Source organism: Pedobacter hiemivivus, assembly GCF_004331685.1.
GTDB lineage: Bacteria > Bacteroidota > Bacteroidia > Sphingobacteriales > Sphingobacteriaceae > Pedobacter > Pedobacter hiemivivus.
In genome coordinates this window covers 174,420-194,437 of record NZ_SJSM01000002.1, presented here as the reverse complement: position 1 = coordinate 194,437, position 20,018 = coordinate 174,420, and the positions used below count along the sequence as shown (strand labels likewise).

General features: G+C 34.2%; 12 protein-coding genes. All 12 read right to left on the bottom strand.

Features of this window, described 5'->3' with window-relative positions:
• Window positions 1–491: 491 nt before the first annotated feature.
• A complete protein-coding gene (locus EZ444_RS04045) occupies window positions 492–1,886 on the bottom strand; it encodes a TlpA family protein disulfide reductase (protein WP_131607447.1) in 1,395 nt (464 codons plus the stop codon).
• A gap of 62 nt (window positions 1,887–1,948) precedes the next feature.
• Window positions 1,949–3,286: a RagB/SusD family nutrient uptake outer membrane protein gene (locus tag EZ444_RS04040; RefSeq protein WP_131607446.1), complete on the bottom strand. Its 1,338-nt coding sequence runs from the start codon at window positions 3,284–3,286 to the stop codon at window positions 1,949–1,951.
• A gap of 10 nt (window positions 3,287–3,296) precedes the next feature.
• Window positions 3,297–6,863, bottom strand: a complete 3,567-nt coding sequence (locus EZ444_RS04035; protein WP_165503521.1) for a SusC/RagA family TonB-linked outer membrane protein — start codon at window positions 6,861–6,863, stop codon at window positions 3,297–3,299.
• A gap of 268 nt (window positions 6,864–7,131) precedes the next feature.
• Window positions 7,132–8,286, bottom strand: coding sequence for a FecR family protein (locus EZ444_RS04030; protein WP_131607444.1), 1,155 nt, complete (start codon window positions 8,284–8,286; stop codon window positions 7,132–7,134).
• Window positions 8,287–8,385: 99 nt separating this feature from the next.
• Complete coding sequence (locus EZ444_RS04025) at window positions 8,386–8,976, bottom strand: RNA polymerase sigma factor (RefSeq protein ID WP_131607443.1); 591 nt, start codon at window positions 8,974–8,976, stop codon at window positions 8,386–8,388.
• A gap of 425 nt (window positions 8,977–9,401) precedes the next feature.
• The gene (locus EZ444_RS04020; RefSeq protein WP_131607442.1) at window positions 9,402–10,574 is read right to left on the bottom strand and encodes a TlpA disulfide reductase family protein; all 1,173 of its coding nucleotides are present in this window, start codon (window positions 10,572–10,574) and stop codon (window positions 9,402–9,404) included.
• 64 nt (window positions 10,575–10,638) lie between these two features.
• Complete coding sequence (locus tag EZ444_RS04015) at window positions 10,639–12,105, bottom strand: PKD-like family lipoprotein (protein ID WP_205945207.1); 1,467 nt, start codon at window positions 12,103–12,105, stop codon at window positions 10,639–10,641.
• Between the two features lie 19 nt (window positions 12,106–12,124).
• Entirely contained in the window at window positions 12,125–12,847 is a 723-nt protein-coding gene (locus EZ444_RS04010) for a DUF4843 domain-containing protein (RefSeq protein ID WP_165503519.1), read from the bottom strand.
• A 13-nt stretch (window positions 12,848–12,860) separates the two neighbouring features.
• On the bottom strand, window positions 12,861–14,288 hold the full coding sequence (locus tag EZ444_RS04005; RefSeq protein WP_131607439.1) for a RagB/SusD family nutrient uptake outer membrane protein: 1,428 nt from the start codon (window positions 14,286–14,288) through the stop codon (window positions 12,861–12,863).
• A gap of 10 nt (window positions 14,289–14,298) precedes the next feature.
• A complete protein-coding gene (locus tag EZ444_RS04000) occupies window positions 14,299–17,583 on the bottom strand; it encodes a SusC/RagA family TonB-linked outer membrane protein (RefSeq protein WP_165503518.1) in 3,285 nt (1,094 codons plus the stop codon).
• Window positions 17,584–17,856: 273 nt separating this feature from the next.
• A complete protein-coding gene (locus EZ444_RS03995; RefSeq protein WP_131607437.1) occupies window positions 17,857–19,047 on the bottom strand; it encodes a FecR family protein in 1,191 nt (396 codons plus the stop codon).
• 89 nt (window positions 19,048–19,136) lie between these two features.
• Window positions 19,137–19,736, bottom strand: coding sequence for an RNA polymerase sigma factor (locus tag EZ444_RS03990; protein ID WP_131607436.1), 600 nt, complete (start codon window positions 19,734–19,736; stop codon window positions 19,137–19,139).
• Window positions 19,737–20,018: the final 282 nt, after the last annotated feature.

The following is a 20,018-nucleotide window of genomic DNA, read 5'->3' as shown; positions in this document are numbered from 1 at the left end:
TGTCTTTGTAGGTGTTTCAAAATCTGCTCGATTTTAAGGCAGATAACGAAGTTTATCGACCCGTGCAAAAGCTTTGTAAAAATTGAAGAGTCTTTACACTAAGAATAGCAAAAACAGTTTATTACTAGTAGAGATAAACAATATTTAAAAAACAAATAATCACGTAATATAGAGGAACTAATAAATTACCATTATTAGAGTAAATGAAACAAGTACTAGGAAATCGAAAACGAGATCTCTTGGTAATGTGTAAAAATGAAAGTTGTTAACATGAGAAGTTTTTACCCTACCCTTTTTATTAGTAACCAATTAACTAAGTAGAGTTATTCTCAGTCATGAGTTAAATTTCCAACTTACTAACACTAGATCCTTTACTTTTTGTTAAATCTGATATACTGAAACAATTGAGGTGGAACCAACCCCACCCCAATTATTTATCTATTATAACATAATCCTCCTTGGCTAAGAACCACTTTCACTCCAAAAACACTTTAAAGAGCAGATTTCAACCGTTCCAGTGTAACAGGATTACTCGGCCTGGGTGCATTATTATCCAGAAGCTTTCCGTCTTTACCAATAATCATGTATCTAGGCACCCCAGAAAAATTAAACAATTGGCAAACTGTACTTTTAAAACCTCCTTTAGATAAAAGGTGAATCCCTTCAATTTTATCTTCGGCTATCGCCTTTTTCCATTTAGCTTCATCGTCATCAATGCTAACAAACAAGAAAACCACATTATTATCTTTTAACTTTTCATGTAGTTGCGGCGCATATTTCATTTCCAACCTACATGGCCCACACCAACTAGCCCAAAAATCTAGGTAAATCACCTTTCCTTTAAATTCTTTCAATGTTACTTTTTCTCCAGTTATACTGGTAAGTTCAAAAGAAGGAGGCACTTGTCCTATTGCTGTTTTAAAATAAGCACTATATTCATTTAACAGCGCCGCCTTTGCTTCATTGCTGTGACAGTATTTGCTAAAGTAGTCTTCCAATTCTGGCTTCATTACCGATACATCTTCCGCATAATGAAAAAATGATAAAAACAGAGTTGGCAATACAGTGGAACGAATCAAACCTGTATAATTATTAACGCTGAACAGGTAATTCTGTTTAAAATTACTTCTATCATTTTTAGAATCTCTGATGTCATTCTTAAGTAAGCTATAACCAATAAAATTATAAATCGCACTTCTATATTGACTACTGAATAGCAACTTTTCATTTTTTTCCATCTCATTACCAAATAAAGAGAATGAACTAGGTATACATGAAGCAATCGGTTTCCTAGATAAAGTCGCCAATCGTTGTGGCAATCTGAACAAATTCGCCAGGTAACCATACTTCAGTTCAGTTTGTTCATAACTAAAAAATACTGGAGTAACAAAATCCTTCTTATCAATAAGTATTCTACTTTGTTCACGGTATACTTTATCATAAAATGATTTTAATGAATCTGGAGTAATTTTCGTATAATCGATATTGGTTTCTGATTTGATTCTAATATCTTGATTTTTCTTAAAAACTTCATTATTCTGAGCTCCGTTTCCCGAAAAAGAGGAAATTAACGCAGGTCCATTCATTTTACAATTTACCACTAAGCTATCCCCTGGTTGAATAAAAACTTGAAGAGCAGGCCTAGAAACCCATATTTCAACTTTCAGAGGCTTTTTTAAATCAAACTCATGGATAACTTTTCCTGACCTTTGTATTTCCTTTTGAATTGAAAGATTTTTTTCGGGATACCCCTCACCTATGTTAGCGATTAATAGTAATGAATCGCCTTTATAGCCCTCTACATTTACAGTCAATATTGACTTTTTTTGTGCAACTGCCATTGTTCCCAAAAGGGAATAAAAGAATATAAAAAATATTTTTCTCATTTTTTTGATTTAATTTTAACAGTACTGATCCGATATTAATAATTTCAAAAAACCCTTAAAGTTTAATTAAGTGGAATACCCGGATTAAATTGCTGAACTATCAATGGGATTTGAAAAGTGTAATTCTCACTCTTGGGTTCCAAAGATGTTAATACAGTTACGCCATCAGCTGCGAACCGTTTAACACTTGACATCCGCCCTTCAGCATCCAATCTTTTCATATCTCCCCATCTTACTCCTCTAAACATTAATTCTATTCTTCTTTCATTTAGAACGGCAGTAATTGCTTCATCAGAACTATTTGCCGTTAGCGGGTGATAATTCAATGGGTCAAATCTTTTCTTTCTGATAGTTTCGTTAACAATTGTTAAAGCACCAGATATATCCCCGCTTCTTGCCAAGCATTCTGCTTTATTAAGAAAAACCTCGGCCCAACTAATCCCAAGATTTGGCCTGTACTTACTCGTGTTAAAACGTGGCGCTGTGGGATTATTCACCAAAATTCTCCATCTTAAATCAGAAGGAATTAATCTAGCGTTCAAGTCTTTCGATAAAGTAAACGTACCGGCACCTGAAAAGCGGTTAAGTAATTCTTCAGGGCTAACATTTGTCGCTGGTAATGTTAAATTGGAAAGATACTGGTTGTAATCGACAATACTCGCCTTTGGAGAAGTTAGGGCTAGATTAGCATATTTCAGTGCGTTGACATAGTCATGCATGTATAAATAAAATCTAGATAACATAGCGTATCCCCCATACTTATCAATTCTTGTCTTAAAAGTTTGCTCATTTGGTAAATTTGGGATCGCGTTCAACAAATCTCCAGTTATCTGTTCCAAACAAGCTTTCAAAGTAGGCCTTAAAGGAATTGCAGTACCTTGATCTACAGTAACGACATAAGGAACACCATACTTATTGGAAGCTGTTGCAGGCATGTAAGCTGGAGAGAAGAAAATAAGTAAATTATAATAACAAAATGACTTAGCAGCCAATGCTTCTGCAAAATATTGGCGTTTCTTTTCCTCCGTTCCACCAGTTGCACTCATTACTCCCTCCGTAACGACATTAAGATTAGCAATACAGCGATACATTTCAGACCACATAGTAGTATTGATGCTGTTTAAGTCAGTAATATAGGACTTCCAAAAATATACGTTTGAAGAAGGATCATCATTTCGGACCAATGAATAACTTGTACTCGTTAAATCATCGCTAGGATTAATCAAAACAGGCAAAGTTCCAAAAGGATTGGCAACAGTATTACTGTTTAACAAGCCCTCATAGTCGGTGATAGTTTGTGCAATAATTATACCTTTTGGCTTAATATCGAGATATTTTTTACACGAACTTTGACTTACCATTATACAACCAATCGCAAGTAATAGGTTAAATATTTTCATAGCTTATAAATTAAAAATTTGTAGAGAACGAAATAGAATAAGAAGGCAAAACCGACACTCCTCTATTACCATTATAAAAATTTAAAGTTTCGGGATCAATATCGTTGCCACTGAAAACATATTTAAATGGATTACTAATTTGTAGCATAACTTTAGCGTCTCGTAGCCCAATCTTGTTTGCGATATTGGAATTAAGCTGATAACTCAATGTAGCTGTTCTTAAGGCAATAAAATCTAATTTCCTAACGAATTTCGTACCATATCTGTATCCTTCTGTTCTAAGATTGAATGGAAGAAACCCTGGTACATCTGTATTTTTCTCATCCCCTGGCTTCTTCCAATAATTCTGAGTGCCTTCAATTGGCCTACCCTCGCCTCCCACCGTTGGAGGTGCAACGATTGATGAATGGCCACCATAATACATCAATAAAGCGGATAAACCGAATTGACCAAAGGTAAAATGGTTATTGAAACCAATTGTATATTTCGGCATATTAACACCAGAAAAATGTAAAGCATCTAAAGGCACATCAACAACAGGAAAAACATTAATAACTATTGGCTCACCATTTTCTCCTTTCACCATTGGATGTCCTTGATCATTTAACCCTATATAATCCATTGTAAACAAGGAATACATAGGGTAACCCACCGCATTTTGTGGTGTCAGTACACGTAAAAAATTATTCGTACTGTTAAATTGGATGCTTAGTTTTTTCACTTCGTTTTTATTAAACGAAGCTGTAAGTTGCGTTTGCCACTTAAACTGATCAACTTCGATGTTTCTGCTCACCAAGCTAATATCAAGTCCACGGTTTTGAACTGAAGCATTATTAGTAACTAAACTATTAAAACCTCCTGTTGGATCTCTAGTAATACTTGCAAAAAGATCTTTACCATTTTTAATATAATAATCAATACTTCCCGAGACCCTTCTGTTTAAGATTTCAAAATCAATACCACCATTTAGATTAAGTGTTTTCTCCCAACGTAATGAACTATTAGGGGGTGAGCTCACTGAGTAACCAATTACTGAATTAGGTGTATAATTGTTTACACTTGTAGATAAAATACTATAATTACTGCCAGTATTTCGAATATTTCCATTATATCCACCAGCAAAGCGAACTTTAAGCATATTTATCCATTCCGAATCTTTGAGAAACTGCTCTTCACTTAACATCCAAGACACCCCAGTCGACCATAAAGGAGTATACCGAAATTTAGGATCCTTTCCAAAGAGATTGGATTGATCTACACGCAAACTCCCGGTAACAGAGATTCGGTTGTCAAAAGTATAATCACCATTTGCATAAACAGACACAAAGCGATCACTATTATAAGTCTCGCCAAAATAATTATAGAAATAAGTTTGATCTCTTAATGACCCATCAAGAGGAACCAACTCATCAATAAAACCAGGACTATATTGCAAACGGTTTCCAATAAAATTAAGATTGACAGGCTGTGTGGTTAGTGTTTGCTCATTATATCCAAAGGCAGTGCTCAATCTGCTGCTGCTAGATAACTCTCTTTGTTCAGCCCCAAGAAGAAACGAGAATGAATGTACATTCTCATTAAAGCTTTTGTTATAATTTAATTGAGCTCTAAGGGTATGTGTGTTAATAATCTGATTTGTATTCTTTTTAACACCACCTTTTGGAAACTGAAAAACAGGCTGGCCTGAAACTGGATCCTTAATGGCATAGTAATTTAATAATAAACGGGTTTCCCATGAATTTTCTGATGCGAAATTTGTTATTTCTCCGATCTGTCTTTCAAAAACACCTCCTATTTCAAAGTTAAGCCCATTGAAAATACGAGTGGTTAATTTGGCCTGTGCATGAAAAATATTAGAACTTGTCGTATTGTTCGATTCAAACATATCCTGATAAGGATAATAATTTACATCATACAAGCCCATATCCATATTTTTCTGATTACGGTCTGTATTGATAGATCCGTCTGGTCCAAACCCATAAAAATTGTAATTGTATGGTTGAAGAAAAGTAGGCAATGCTTTCCCCTGGTCATCTACAAATTTTTGATACGGTTCAAAAGAAAGGTAATCTGGTATATTAGAACTGTTGTCCTTCAAATTTGAATAAACACTCTGTACTTCTAAATTAAACCGTTTAAAAAATTGAAAAGTTCCATTATATTTCAAATTCATTCTTTTGTGACTTGAAAACCTTTCCGACCCCTTGTTATCTTGGTGGTTAATTCCAAAATAATGAGACGAATTTTCCGTTCCTCCACTAATGTTCAAATCATAACTTTGCAAGAAAGAATTTTGTAAAAATAATCGTTTATAATCTTCCATATTGTCATAAGTCGACAATTCGGTCATGCGCTTATCTGCCTCAATTTGTGTAATTCTTCCTTTGTCTAAATCATCGCTTATTTTAAATAAAGGAAGGTAGGCCTGATTGTTAGAATCATAAAAATCAGTTGAAATACCATCCTGTTCAATATTGTATAAATTAACGGCATGAGCATAGTCAATATACCCCTTACCAGAAAGTAGCTTTAACTTTTCATAATTAGTTTTTGGCTTAATCGTTAAGGAGCTCGTAAAAGAAATGATTGGTTTACCAATTTTACCTTTTTTTGTAACAATAACAATTACCCCATTGGTAGCCCTAACTCCGTATATAGCTGCAGCTGCAGCATCTTTAAGCACAGTAATTGACTCTATATCATATGGATTCAATGAAGACACATCAATTTCTGTCGGATAGCCATCCATAACAATTAGCGGCTTTTTTATTGCCTGAAAAGTAGAAATACCTCGAATCGTAAACTGCCCTTGATTGGTGAACTCACCTCTTGAATCATTGATGTTAAGAACCAAACCGGCTAAACGGCCTTCCATATTTTCCGCAATATTCCCAGTCGTTGGTATAGCCTGTAAATAAGTTTCTCTATTTATAGATGTATACGCTCCTGTTAATTGAGTTTTCTTCAACGTTTGGTAACCGGTTTGTATCACCTGTACCTCTTCAAGTTTTGAGGTAGAAGCAATCATACGCACTAATAATGATCTATTTTGTGGAATAGCCACTTCTTGACTTTCAAATCCAATATAAGAAACATTAAAACTACTTCCAGAATCAACATTTTTAAAGAAAAACTCCCCATTCTTGTCGGTGTGTACAGAACGACTGCTACCTTTAAGATTAATATTTGCACCCATTAATGGTTGCCCATTTCGAGCATCGATAACCTTTCCCCTTACATCTATAAAAAAGAATTCATTAACAATTCTCTCATAGAAAGATTCAATTTTTGGTCTAATTACGATAGACTTATTTTTAATTGTATAGGTAAGTTTACGACCTCTAAAAATATCGACTAACACATCTTCAAGCTTCGCATCTTCTATATTAATATATACCTTTTTCTCATTAAGTAAGAATTTTGTATCAAAAACAAAATCATAACCGACCTGAGTTCTTATGTTTTGTAATACAACACTAAGCGGTGTTCCATTCTCTTTTAAGGTAATTCTCTGGGCGAATCCTGTTGCGCTAACCTTGGTAAGAAAGATCGTCATTAATATGATGACTAATTTCATAATCATTAAAATTTTAGGGGGTATCCACGATGGGGATTCTCCTATGTTAAAAGCATATTTTTTCATACTTTTGAATTGGTTTGAGTTGAGATTAATTGTACAGAATAATTTGTTTTTCCGATGCAGTGCACCGGAGAGGTCATCTCAGACTTACCGGGGAGTGTGTCAGCACTTCCCGGATTATATATAGATTACCTTCTATTGAACTACGATTGCTTGAGTATTTTTTTTTTCATAATTGATTTTGGGTTTAGTTGTTTATTTTCGATTATTTGTATACTTCGATTTTCCTATGCTCGATATTAAATTTGAGACTACCCGTAGACTCTAGCAATTCAAGTACAGCATCAATATTTCTCGATCTTGAAATTATTCCCTCTAGACGAATCTGTTTTAAGTCTTCGGATTTATAAGTGATTTCTACATTATACCATCTACTTACTTCTCGCATAATATTTTCCAAATTCTCCCCCCTAAAAATAAAGTCTCCATTTTTCCACGCTACCTGGCTTTCCACATCAGCATCCCTCACAGAGATGTTTTTACTATTGCTGATAGCTTGTTGCCCAGGGTTGAGTATAACATTTTCGTTCACTTTGACGCTACCTTCAAGAAGTGTTGTTATAGTATTCGGTTCATCCTTATAACATTTTACATTAAAGTGAGTTCCCAGTACCGTCACTTTCTGTGCCACTGACTGTACAATAAACGGACGTGATCTATCTTTTGCTACCTCAAAATAAGCTTCCCCTTCAAGAATTACTTTTCGTTGTTTCTGTCTATTTAAGAAAACAGAATAAGTTAAACTTGATGCCGAATTCAGCCAGACTGTTGTACCATCTGGTAAGTGCAACTCATATACTTCCCCCATTCCAGTTGAGAGGGTATTAATTTGATCTTTATGCGTTACCTCTTGAGCAGTAAACTCATAAACTAATTTACCTTCCTTAGTTCTCGTAATTTTCACACCAGATTCATTTGCTAACTCCCCCCGTATCGGATCTGAAAGCGAAATTCTCTTTCCACTTGCTAATGTTAACGTACCTGCATTTTTACCTGGTGCAATTACCTCACTTTTATAGTCTAGCAAACTATTTGTTTGTCTTAACTTCTGTAGAAATAACACTGAAAAACTTAAAATAAGTAGAACAGAAGCTATTTTTAAAATTAATGAATAGGACCATAATTTTATGGTCTGCTCAGGCGCAGTAATTATTTTTGTAAAAATTTCAGCCGCCTTTTTAGAAGGCAGGTCTTTACGGTCTTGATCAGTTATTTTATACCAACTATCATTCATGAACTCTTTAAATATTAACTCATTTTCATCATCAGCAAGTGCCAGACTTAACTCCTGCAACTCACTGTCATTCAGCTGCCCTTTCAAATACATGCTGTGCAAATAATTCAATCTTTCTTTCTGCATTTCTGGTGATTGTGGAAATAAATTTTAGCACATCAATATTACGTGCTTATCTATATGGACGCATGAAAACTGTGATCGGGGGAAGGACAAAAAAAATATTTAATGCAGTCTAAAAAGAATTAGCAAAATTGCCATATCAGTATTTTTAGACAGATAGTGTCGCAAAAACCTCAATGCTAATTTCATATGTGTCTTTATCGTTTCTGGTGAAACATTGAGAATCTTGGCAGCCTGATCGTATTTCAACCCCTCCTGATGACACAGCTCGTAAACCAATTTCTGCTTGGGAGGCAATAATAAAATCCCCTTATTAAGTAATTGTCGCGCATCATTAAGTAGAATTTCCTCCTCAGTATCATTTATCGGAAAATCTTGGTAATCAGCAAGCGGTTCTATATTTTTAGCCTCAAGCTTCATTCTACGTAACATGGAGAAAGATTTGTTACGACTCAAAGTGAGAATATAGTTTTCAAGGTCATTAATTTCCAGCAACCTCTTTTCTAATTTCCATAATTTAAGAAAAACCTCCTGTACTAACTCTTCTGCCTGTAGTGTTGATCTGAGATATTTTAAAGCAAAGGTAAATACTTGAGCCCGATACAGTTCATATATTACTTTAAATGCAGATTCATCCCTATTGGAAATTCTAGCAAGTAATTCGGTTTCATTATTTAAAGCGGAGATTGGCATCTAGAATTAAGTCTACCTGTTAAAGCTATACAAAAAAATTGCAAACGTAAAATTATTCCATTTTTGTTAAAATAATCTTTCAATAGCAACCAAAGCATAAATACCCTTTGAAAAAATTGACAAGAAAAGAAAAAGGAACCTAATACATATCCTCATTGCCACTTTTGTTAAGACTCACAACCTAAATAAAACTATGCGATAGGAGTTTACCCCGTCTGTCTAACTATGTACAAAACAGTCAGGCATTTCTACTTTCAATGCAAAGAAGAAATCCAGTTCTGTAATCAAAAATGTAATAAGGATGACCACACATTGAATATGTGCAATCATCCTTTCAAATATGAGCGTGAATTGTTTTAAGGGTTCAATTAACAAATTGCGATGCCATCACTCCCTATAAGTCTGAAACATGTAATACAAGACGCTTATGGAATAGTAATCAACCTATCCCGCAAAAACCTCTCTAATTCCTCTCCTCTGAGATTTTTTGCAATAATTATTCCGTTGGGATCAATCAAATAATTTGATGGGACACTAAGAACATTGTACAAAACAGCAGCTTCATTATTCCAATATTTGAAATCAGAAACCTGTGTCCACGGTAATTCATCCTGCGCTATAGCTTTCTTCCAAGCAATCCTTCCTGATTCACCATTTTCAAGGGCTACACCCAATATGTCAAAGTTATAATTCCTGTATTTATGGTAGGCTTTTACAACGTTAGGATTCTCTTGTCTGCAAGGAACGCACCAAGATGCCCAGAAATCTAGTAGAACATATTTACCTTTTCTAAATTGCTCAAAATTAACGGGATTACCATTTAAATCGTTTTGGGTAAAATCTAAAGCCTTTTTACCATAAGTAGTTTTGTGTTTTATCTGAAGAGTGCTAAAAAAATACCTCCCCATTTCCGATTTCTGTACACTTGGAGACATCGCATTGTATAGGCTATCAAAAAGCACAAGATTTTCGCTACGCATTAACATTTCGGGAATCATCGCTTGCGATAAAACTGAATTTGGAACTTTTTTAATATAATCATATTTTATGGAAAGTTCTTTCGTACGAATCTTATCTGTATTGTTGTTATAGGCCTCGGTAATCTGTTCTTTTTCAGATTTAGATTTTCCATCAATGTCTTTATAAAACTGATATTGTAAGGCTTCGCGCTTTTTCACTAATGATAACATCATATCATCATATAGCTGAATGTCTCTATTGGCTTTAGTTCCATTAATGACACTATACTTCAACCCAGAAAGACTGCTGAGGTTAATTACCCCACTTCCTAGATAAATCCTTTTATAATCCGAAGTGGGCTTATGGGTTGAGCCGGGATAAAATCCGTTAAAAATATAGGCTAAGGAAGGTTTGTCGACCCTACCCTTGATGGAGAATAATCCATTTTTTACGTACACAGAGTCAACTTTCTCAGTTTTATTTGAGTTATATACAATAAAAAGTTTGGTGTTATCCTTTAAACTTTTTACAACTCCACGAATCTCAAATTCAGAAGCTTCCATTACATTCGGATTATTTGTTTGAGCCACTCCCAAAAAAGGGAAAATTAATGCGATTATTATAGATATTGATTTCATAAATATTTAATTAAGCATAAGCCAAATTGTCAATTTATAATAATTAACAATTTGGCCCTTTGATTTAAATGTTAGGATTACGATAATTAATCTGAACGATATCACCAAAACCGCCTATCTTTTTGCTATAGGTATTGTTAGTCACATCTCCAGTTGGACTAAGATCAAGATAGTAAACTTCACCCTCTACTCCGTTATAAGTTGCAACCACAAGTCTTTTGTCAAAACTGGCATCAACAACTTTACTCCAGGCTTTGTTTTTTAACATCTCCAAATCCTTAATTTTGGTGTTTTCAGGGAACTGATAAACCAATCTGGAGGCATTTGCCAGAATATCATAAACATATACCTTATTAGCTGCTCCATAATAAATTTGCTTAACTACGCTAGAAGAAGAAAAGGAAGTCGCCAACTCGATATCTGGGCTATTTTTGATAGGCTGCATTGATTCTGCTGGGGATGCTTTCGCAGGCATAATAGAGTAAAAGTAATAGCCATTATTATCTTTCATGATTGCATAATATTCACTTCCCGCTCCTTTGTCACCAGCAATCATAGTTTTACCGACATTATTAAGATCGTAAGCAGCTCCAACAGTTGTTCCGAAGGTATTCAAGGTACGATCATTATAGCTCGTTTGTAAAAATCTCTTGTTAAGGTTATCATAAAAAACGGTATAGAATTTCGAACCTGAAATCAGATAAGGAAAAGCATTATAACCGTTTGAAGGGCCACTAAATTTTTCAGAATATTTACCTACATCGCCGAAATTTGGTGTTAGGGTAGCGTAAACCTCACCATCATTCACAATAAATTGATCTGTATTGATAGAGTTAAGCGTGTAATATGGTTCTCGCCAAACATGGTTAGCTAAAAACAAATCACCTGTATTCCCATTTAACTTCAAATCATCAGCATTGAAACGATATACTCCCTGATCTGTGAAAACATTAATCTGCGTCATCTTACTAATAACTGCAGAATAGACAGAGAGGCCTTTTCCTTGCAAAACAGCTCCATTCAGTTCACGAATAGGATCTACAAAAACCTCATCATCTTTTCTAATGAAAGAAACCATCGCTTTTCCAGCTTTATTGCTCATTACAAACCACCCTTCATAAAAGGTTCCATTGACTGTTAGACTAAATCTTTTAAAAGTTTTTATTCCGGTTCTTGTATCGGTTATAGTATACTGTAAATAATAGCTATCAGGCGATAAATCAATGATTTTATCAAGATTTTTTTCTTTCGATAGCGTTATTGATTTACTGGGCAAATTATTGACTTGATAATTTTTGGTACTATAAACTGACCATTCATAAGTATAAGGACCACTACCTGGGACAGATTCTTCCAATTGAGGAGTGATCTTCAATTTATCTAATTGTTTGATTGTAAATACGGAATCAGAAGTCTTTACCAAAATCTGATTTACTTTTTGATAGGTAAAATTTTTATCTTCCTTTTTACAGGCTTGCAAAATTATGGTCAAAGCCATAATACAAAATACTTGATATAGATATTTCATCATTATATTTTTAAAAGGTTTATTATGGAAAAGATACTTCTTTGACATTCTCATCCATTAAAGGACCATAAATAGCTTTATATTTTTCCAATTCATTTTTTAAGGCAACATTATAATTGAGAAAATCAGAATATATAATTGTTCCGCCGATGTGAGTAGGCCTCAAGTCTGTAAAACCTAAGTATTCTATGATAAATCTGAATTTCACGTTACTGTAATCTCCAAAATAATTTTGCACATAAATCCAATAATCTGGTTTAATCAATTGATTGTTGAAATTGATTTTATAGTAAGGGATATTACGGGTTTCCACATTGGAAATACCAACCGCTCCTTGAACAAAATCCTTATTTTCTTGCACTTTTAAAACCAGTTTATAAGTATTAGTAGTAAGATCCATTGCATTCAATAATATAACCGGATAACTTATTGTTAAAGAATCCGAAGGCAGTAAAATCTTTGGCAAAATAAAATGAACCCCTTCTTTTGCTGTGGTTCCTTCGCCAGTACTAATACTAATTTCTCTTGCCCTTGAAACTGGTTTCCCAGTTAAACGTAGTTTCAAAAAAATGGTATCTCTCGATTTTATCGTCAATTGACTAGCAAAAGAGTAATTCATGCTATCTCTTTCACTTGCGGATACTATATAAAAAGCTAACCCCGACCCTGCTTCATAAGCAGTTAATTCTGATTTTTTACAGGATACTATAAAAAACAGCAGCAATATTAATACGATATTTTTCATTTTATAATGATAGTTAATTATAATTTGGATTAAATTCAAGTTCATTATCTGGAATTGGCACTATATAATTAGACTCGGTTAAAGACCTGGTACTGAACAACATTTTTACAGTTGCATTGCGTTTATAGTAATAAAACAATTGCCCTTCTGCATAAAATTCTTTTTGGTACTCCTTGGCAATCTCATCCTTTAATTTTTGAGCGGTAATTGTAGCTACTGGAAGCTCTGCAATCCCTCGGTTTTTTCTAACTGTATTTAAAAAAACGAGTCCCTCCTGAGGAGTTCCGGCTGCCTCCGCTAAAATATAATACATTTCAGATAATCTCAACAATGGTACGGTTTGATCAAGGCGGTTTTTTTCGGAACCACCACTTGGTTGCACCCAGGTTTGCCAATATTTAGAAGGAAATTTTAAAGATCCATCACTTTCGAACAAATAAGCAATTCTATAGTCAGTGGTTCCTCCAGTACTAGTTTCATATAACTTTCCAAAATCCGCTTCGGTTCTTGTTAAATTATCTCTATCGTCACCAGAAGATTTAAAATACCCAGGTAGTGTCTCTGCCCAGTCCTTCATTTTTTTAACTCTTAAAGCAAAAACAAGCTCGTTAGAGAACAATCTATCGCGGCTAGCTGCACCTGCACCAATTTCTGCAGCAGTTACAAATCTAAATTGATTAGATTTCAAAACTATGTCGGCAGAAACCGCTGCTTTTGGCAAATCTCCTTTATACAAAAATACTCTCGCTTCTAAAGCTTTAATGGCAACGTAATTCATTCTAAACCTTCTGTTTTTTTCACCGGTCATGACACCATCTTTATTCTCCATTAAAGTTTCTGCTTCTTTTAAATCTTTTAAAACGGCTATTACAACTTCTTCGACGGTACCAGGAAATTTTGAAGAAGAATTTAATTCGGTACGATAAGGAATAGCTTTTTTAGTATAAGAACTACTATAAATACCTCCATATAGTCTTAACAAATCGAAATGAAGATAGGCTCTTAATCCCAACGTCTCACCTTTAATAAGGTGATAATTATTACTCGTAAATTTTTCCTTTTTAGCATCTATTTTTGCTAAAATATTGTTTAGCCCTGCTATTGCATTAAAGGTAGATGACCAAACCGTTTGTGCTAAACGCGTCACTTCAACATCTTTATAATTTAAAGCCGTTGTTTGCTTATATCTAAAAAAAGCATTTGAGGGGTTGTAATTTTGGGCCAATGCACTAACAAAGCCCATTGACAAATTATCTCCATACATCGATTGTGAGGCCGCCTGTGCGTAAATTCCGTTTAATGCCTGTTCGAATCCGCTTTCTGAAGAAAAAAGTTGATCTTCAGATATTGTTGATTTAGGATCAACCATTAAAAATTTTTTACACGCGACTAAGTTTAAAACTATCAGAAAAACTGATAAAACCAATATCTTTTTTTTCATAACATTTAAATTAAAATCCTACCCTTAGTGATAATGAATAGGTACGGGCAAATGGATTAGATGTTCCCCTTTCTATTTGTATCGAACTTAGGTTAAACAAATCATTGGTAATTGCAGTAAGCTGCAAACTATTTAAGCCCATTCGTTTTATAAACTTAGACTTATAAAAATTATAACTAACTGATGCAGAACTCAAAGAAAGATTATTATAATCTTGCACAAACCTTGAAGTCACTTTTGCGAAAGACCTGGTTGTTCCCAATTTTGTAAAAAAGGACTCGTCTCCTGGACCTTTCCATCCTAAATCGTAAGCTCTTCTATCTACGTTAAAATTTGGATCGACAGATTGTACTTTATCTACCAATGTTTGGTTGTAAATTTGCCCTCCGAACCTGTAACTAAAGATTACGCCTGCTTCCCACCCTTTGTAATTGAAATTTGAACCAAATGTTCCATTCCATTTTGGATCGGTAACACCATATGGGATCTTGTCTGCAGCACTCCAATCAAACGTTTTTGTCCCATCTATTTTCTGATAGACTTCAGCGCCAGTAGTAGGATCTACACCCAATGATTTTACTACAAAAATCGTATTGATTGCCTGCCCCTCTTTTAGCTGTATATTAGGAACAGATTGTTGGGTCGCCACATTGTTAGCGGTATTTATTTTATCATTAGTTGCTTTTAATTTATTAGAAAGCTCTTTTAGAATATTCTTATTAGTTACTGCATTAAAATTAACAGACCACAAAATCCCCTTTTCCTTAAAATTTAATATTTTATACCTTGTAGATATTTCAAAACCGGTATTTTGGATTTTCCCTAGATTTTCAGAATAATTATTAAATCCTGTAGAAGGTGCTAGTGTCACATCAGTAATAGTATTATGAGTAATTCCTTTGTAGAAATCAAACCGTATATCTAATTTGTCTTTAAACAATATAACGTCCATTCCAAGATCTAAGGTGCGTACATCCTGCCAAGACAACTGAGAATTGCCAAGCCCCATAATAATGGCACCCAATTGTCCATCATAAATATTACTTACTCCAAAATCATAACGTGTTTGCGCACGATAGGATGGTATATTTAAAGAACCTGAAGAGCCATAACTTCCACGTAGCTTAAGTCTATTCACAACATTATTATGAGCTAAAAAAGATTCGTTATGCACATTCCACCCTAATCCAGTAGACCAAAAAAGACCATATCGCTTATCTGTTCCAAATTGCGAAGATCCATCTCTCCTCACGGATAAGTCAGCAAGATAGCGGTTATCATAACTATAATTAGCGTTAAATAAGTACCCCAATCTCCGCACAGTTGCCTCATCTCCACGAGGTCTGCTGTTTGGCTCGTACTGAGTTGCAAAAAGTAAATTATCCAATCGATCAAATGGGAAACCAACCGTATTGATGGAATAAAAATCATTCCTATTACTCGCAATATTAAAGCCAGCTGTAGAATAAATAAGGTGCTTTTTATATAATTTAGAGAAATTGGCAGTCGTTAAACTTTCGAAACCCAAGGCATTATTATTGCTTACAGTGTAGGAACCTCTAATATCGGCATCAGAAACCCTTGCAAATTTTGAATGCTGAGCAGAAAAAAACTGATCTGTTGACCCATTTTGTTTGTTTAAGCTAAAATTTGATTCTATGAACAAACTTGGCAACAAATTATAACGCATTTGAAAATTATTAGAAATTCCGAAATACTGATTCTTATTTATCGTATTTAATGTTGAATTAAATAGCGGGTTGGCAAAAGTTCCAAAAGCATTACTTTCTAGTATTTTATTTACGTTCCCATTTTCATCGAAAGGTTTCCAGTAGGGGTTTTGCTTAATATAATCAGAAAAAGAGCCGTATGGAGACTCATTAGCCGTATTCTGAAAAATTCTTATAGAGTTTTGAAACCGAAACTTACGTACATTATAGGTTAAGTCAAATTGACCTGAATAATTATTGCGGTTCTGGCCTTTCATTACCCCAGATTGAAAATCTGTAGATAGTTGTAATCCGTAACGGATATATTCATCTCCACCTTGTAAGTAAAGAGAACCTCTATTGCTAGCACCTACCTGTGTAGGCATAGATAACCAGTTTGTATTAACACCACTTGTTACTGCTTTAAGTCTGTTATTATAGATCTCATTAAGACCGAATTGTGTGTTAGGAATCTCAGATATATACATTTCTACTCTTTTTTCGAAATCAAGTTTCTCAATAGCATTCAACACGTGATATACTGACAGGTCTGGAGTAGTTAATCTAAAATCATTATTATAAGTTACCTGAATCTTGCCCGATTTAGGGGTAATAGAGGTAATAACGAGTACCCCATTTGCACCCCGAGATCCATAAATTGAAGTAGCAGAAGCATCTTTTAATATGGTGATTGACTTTATAAGGTTCATATCAAGATCTACCACACGCTGCAAGTTGACCTCAAAACCATCTAATATAAATAAGGGAGCGTTCGGATTTGCTGAAAGCTCGCCACTTAAATTAGGAAAGGAATTAGCTCCCCTCAATTGGATTTCTGGCAATTGATTAATATTTCCACCTGTAACATTATTAGGTATTATTTTTAATGATGGATCTAGAGCCGTTATCGCCGCAAATATATTATTAGAGCTAACCCTTTTAAGCTCTTCTCCGTTAATACTTTTTGCAGCTCCAGTAAAATTACCTTCAGGACGTTCAAAAAGTCCCGTTACAACTACATCATCCAATGACTGCAAATCTTCTTCCATCTTAATTGTAAAGGAAACAACATCAGCAATTGGGATTTCCTGAGCTTTATAACCTACAAAACGAATTAAAAGCAATTCGCTTCCATCAGGAACATTTAAAGAAAAACGTCCATCTTTATCAGTCTGGGTACCAACTTTAGTCCCCTTAATCAGGACAGTGACTCCAGGAAGGGGTTTTCCATCCTTTTTATCTGTTATAACACCGCGTATCTTTTTGTCTAGTATTAACTGGTCCAAATTCAAAGCTCTGATTATAATAGTTTTGTTATTAATTTCGAAAGTAAACGGCTGGTTGGCAAAACATTTATCCAGCACTTCAGTTAGTGATGAATTTCTTGCGTAAACATCCACGTTTCGAGCCAGCTTTATTTGCGAGCTATCATAAACGAAATCATAGCCAGTTTGCTTACGAATTTCATCGAACATCTCTGGTAAGCTGATGTTGCTTTTGGTTAAATTTATTTTTTGCCCATAACTCTTTGCGTTTACCTGTAATAAACAACTGATGAGAACTATGAGGGTAAAGTTGATTCGCATAATCAGTTTTCTTTTATCTTTACTAACGAAACAGAATGCTTGATTTAGAATATGTTGGACGTGTTTGACTATACGACAATACGTACGTTTCATTAACGCATAAAAATTCATACATTTGAGTTTAAACCTTTAGTTTCTAAAGGTGGTGTTTGGTTTTATGTTGATTATTAATGTCTCTTTACATTAGTCTGCAAATCAAACTCTTTGGTCAGGGGTGCATGAGACCCATCCCTGACTTTTTGAATTTACAAACCGAAAGGTTTAAAGTAACTATCACTTCATAACTATAATCCTCCTTCCATCAATCTTAAAATGAATTGAACCTGTTGTTTCCAAGACTTTTAAAACTTCATATAAATTTTTTGCTTTTGAAATTTTACCACCAAAGTTTACCTCTGGTATTTTGCCTTTATATACTACCTCCACATCGTACCACCTAGCTATTTTACGCATGATTAATTGAATATTTTCATCAGCAAGATAAAAGTATCCGGCTTTCCAGTCAACTGCGGTTTCAGTATTTACATCATAAACTTTTATATCTGTTGATACAGCAGACTGTTGTCCAGGTTTAAGTGTCTTTGTAATGCCTCCCACTTTAACTAAAACACTCCCTTCTAGTAAGGTAGTTTTAATGGCATCTTCATTTTCATAACCATTAATATTAAAATGTGTGCCCAAGACTTTAATTTCCTGATATTTATCAGAAAGTTTTGATAAAACAATAAAAGGCTTGGCTTCATCTTTATGGACTTCAAAATAAGCTTCTCCAACAAGCTCAATTTTTCTAGAACCAAGCTTACTGAATGAGGTCGGAAATTTAATAGACGAGGCAGCGTTCAGCCAAACATTGGTTCCGTCAGGTAATACAATCTGGTATTCTTGACCCTGACCTGTAGAAATCATGTTGTAAGAATTAACGTTAGATTGTTCCTCTGAAGTCACTGTGTACAAAACTTTACCATCAGCTGTTTTAGAAACATTAACCCCCGACTCTTCCGCAAGTTTGCCATTTATCACGTCAGAAAGATTTATTTTGTTACCGTTAGCAAGCGTTAATGTAGCAGCCTTTTTTCCCGGGTAAAAGTTGTTTACGAATGCAACATTTTTTTCACCTCTTTTTTTAGAGTTGGATAAACTAAAGTATAGAGCAACACTTATAGTAATTAAAATTAATGCAGCAGCTATGAATTTATAATTAGGGAACATCTTAAACTGAAGTCGCTTACGACGTTCCTGCTGCATTTTAAACAATGCTTTATTCCATATTGCAGTTTCATCTTGAGAATTAAACTCCTTAAGATCTTTACTCACTTTTTGTGCATCTAAAATCTCATTAAACAAAAGCTTATTACTTTCTGTCGCTGAGATCCATTTCTCCAACTCATCTTGCTCTTCAGGAGCAAGTCTTGATTGAAGATGCTTTACGATAAGATTTGATATATGAAATTCCTCTTCAAGCATATTGAGCTAATATTTATAATTATTTAATGTCATCTTAATATAAAAACAGATGACAACTCAAAACAACCCAAAAAATATAATTTTATTTTTTAACTCTCGAATATCGCAAATAATGTAGCGACTAATGTAACAGAAATAGACTTTTTGAGCATTGCTGTTTTTAGAAGTTCTATTGCTCTCGCCTTATAATTTCTGACTGTTTGAACAGAAAGAGAAAGATCCAAAGCAATTTCATCCGTTTTCTTTCCATCCAAATAAAGCAGCTTAAATACAATACGATAATTTTCTGGCAATAGTTCAATTTCTAAGTTGAGCGCCTGAATTACTTCTGATTTTATAATTTTGTTCAAAACTGAGTCATCGGTATAATCAAGATATCTGTAATAGTCTTCTTGAAAAGCGGTTTTGACCTTCTGATGATTAAGATAATTCAAGCATGCATTTCTGCAACTGATATATAAAAACGCTTTGATGTTTTCTGCCGTTTCAAAGTTCTTTCGACGCTGCCATAACTTAAAAAAGCAGTCAGCAACAATATCTTCTACATCTAAACGATTGTGAATCATATTCAATGCAAAATAACATAAAGATTTATTGTGCAATTTAAAAAAGTAAGAAAGTGCTATATCTTCCCCATTTCTAAGTGCCTGATTCCAATAAATGTCATTATGTTCGCCTTCTGGCTTCATATATATTCAGATTATTATCTACTATAAATAAAGCTCAATTATAAATATATTTTTTGCAATTAGTCGCCATTTATTTTAATAATTTTTCGCACTAGAACAGATATAATATCTGTCACAAATCAAAATAATAGAATATGTACTTCGTTAAACTACTGACCTTGCTATAATTCTAAGAAGCCACACAAGTTAGATCCCCATTCATTTTTTAAATAATTTTGGATGTTTCCTGCCTATTAGTTTCACCGAAAGAAATTGGAGTGGGACAATGCTGCTCAAAATGAA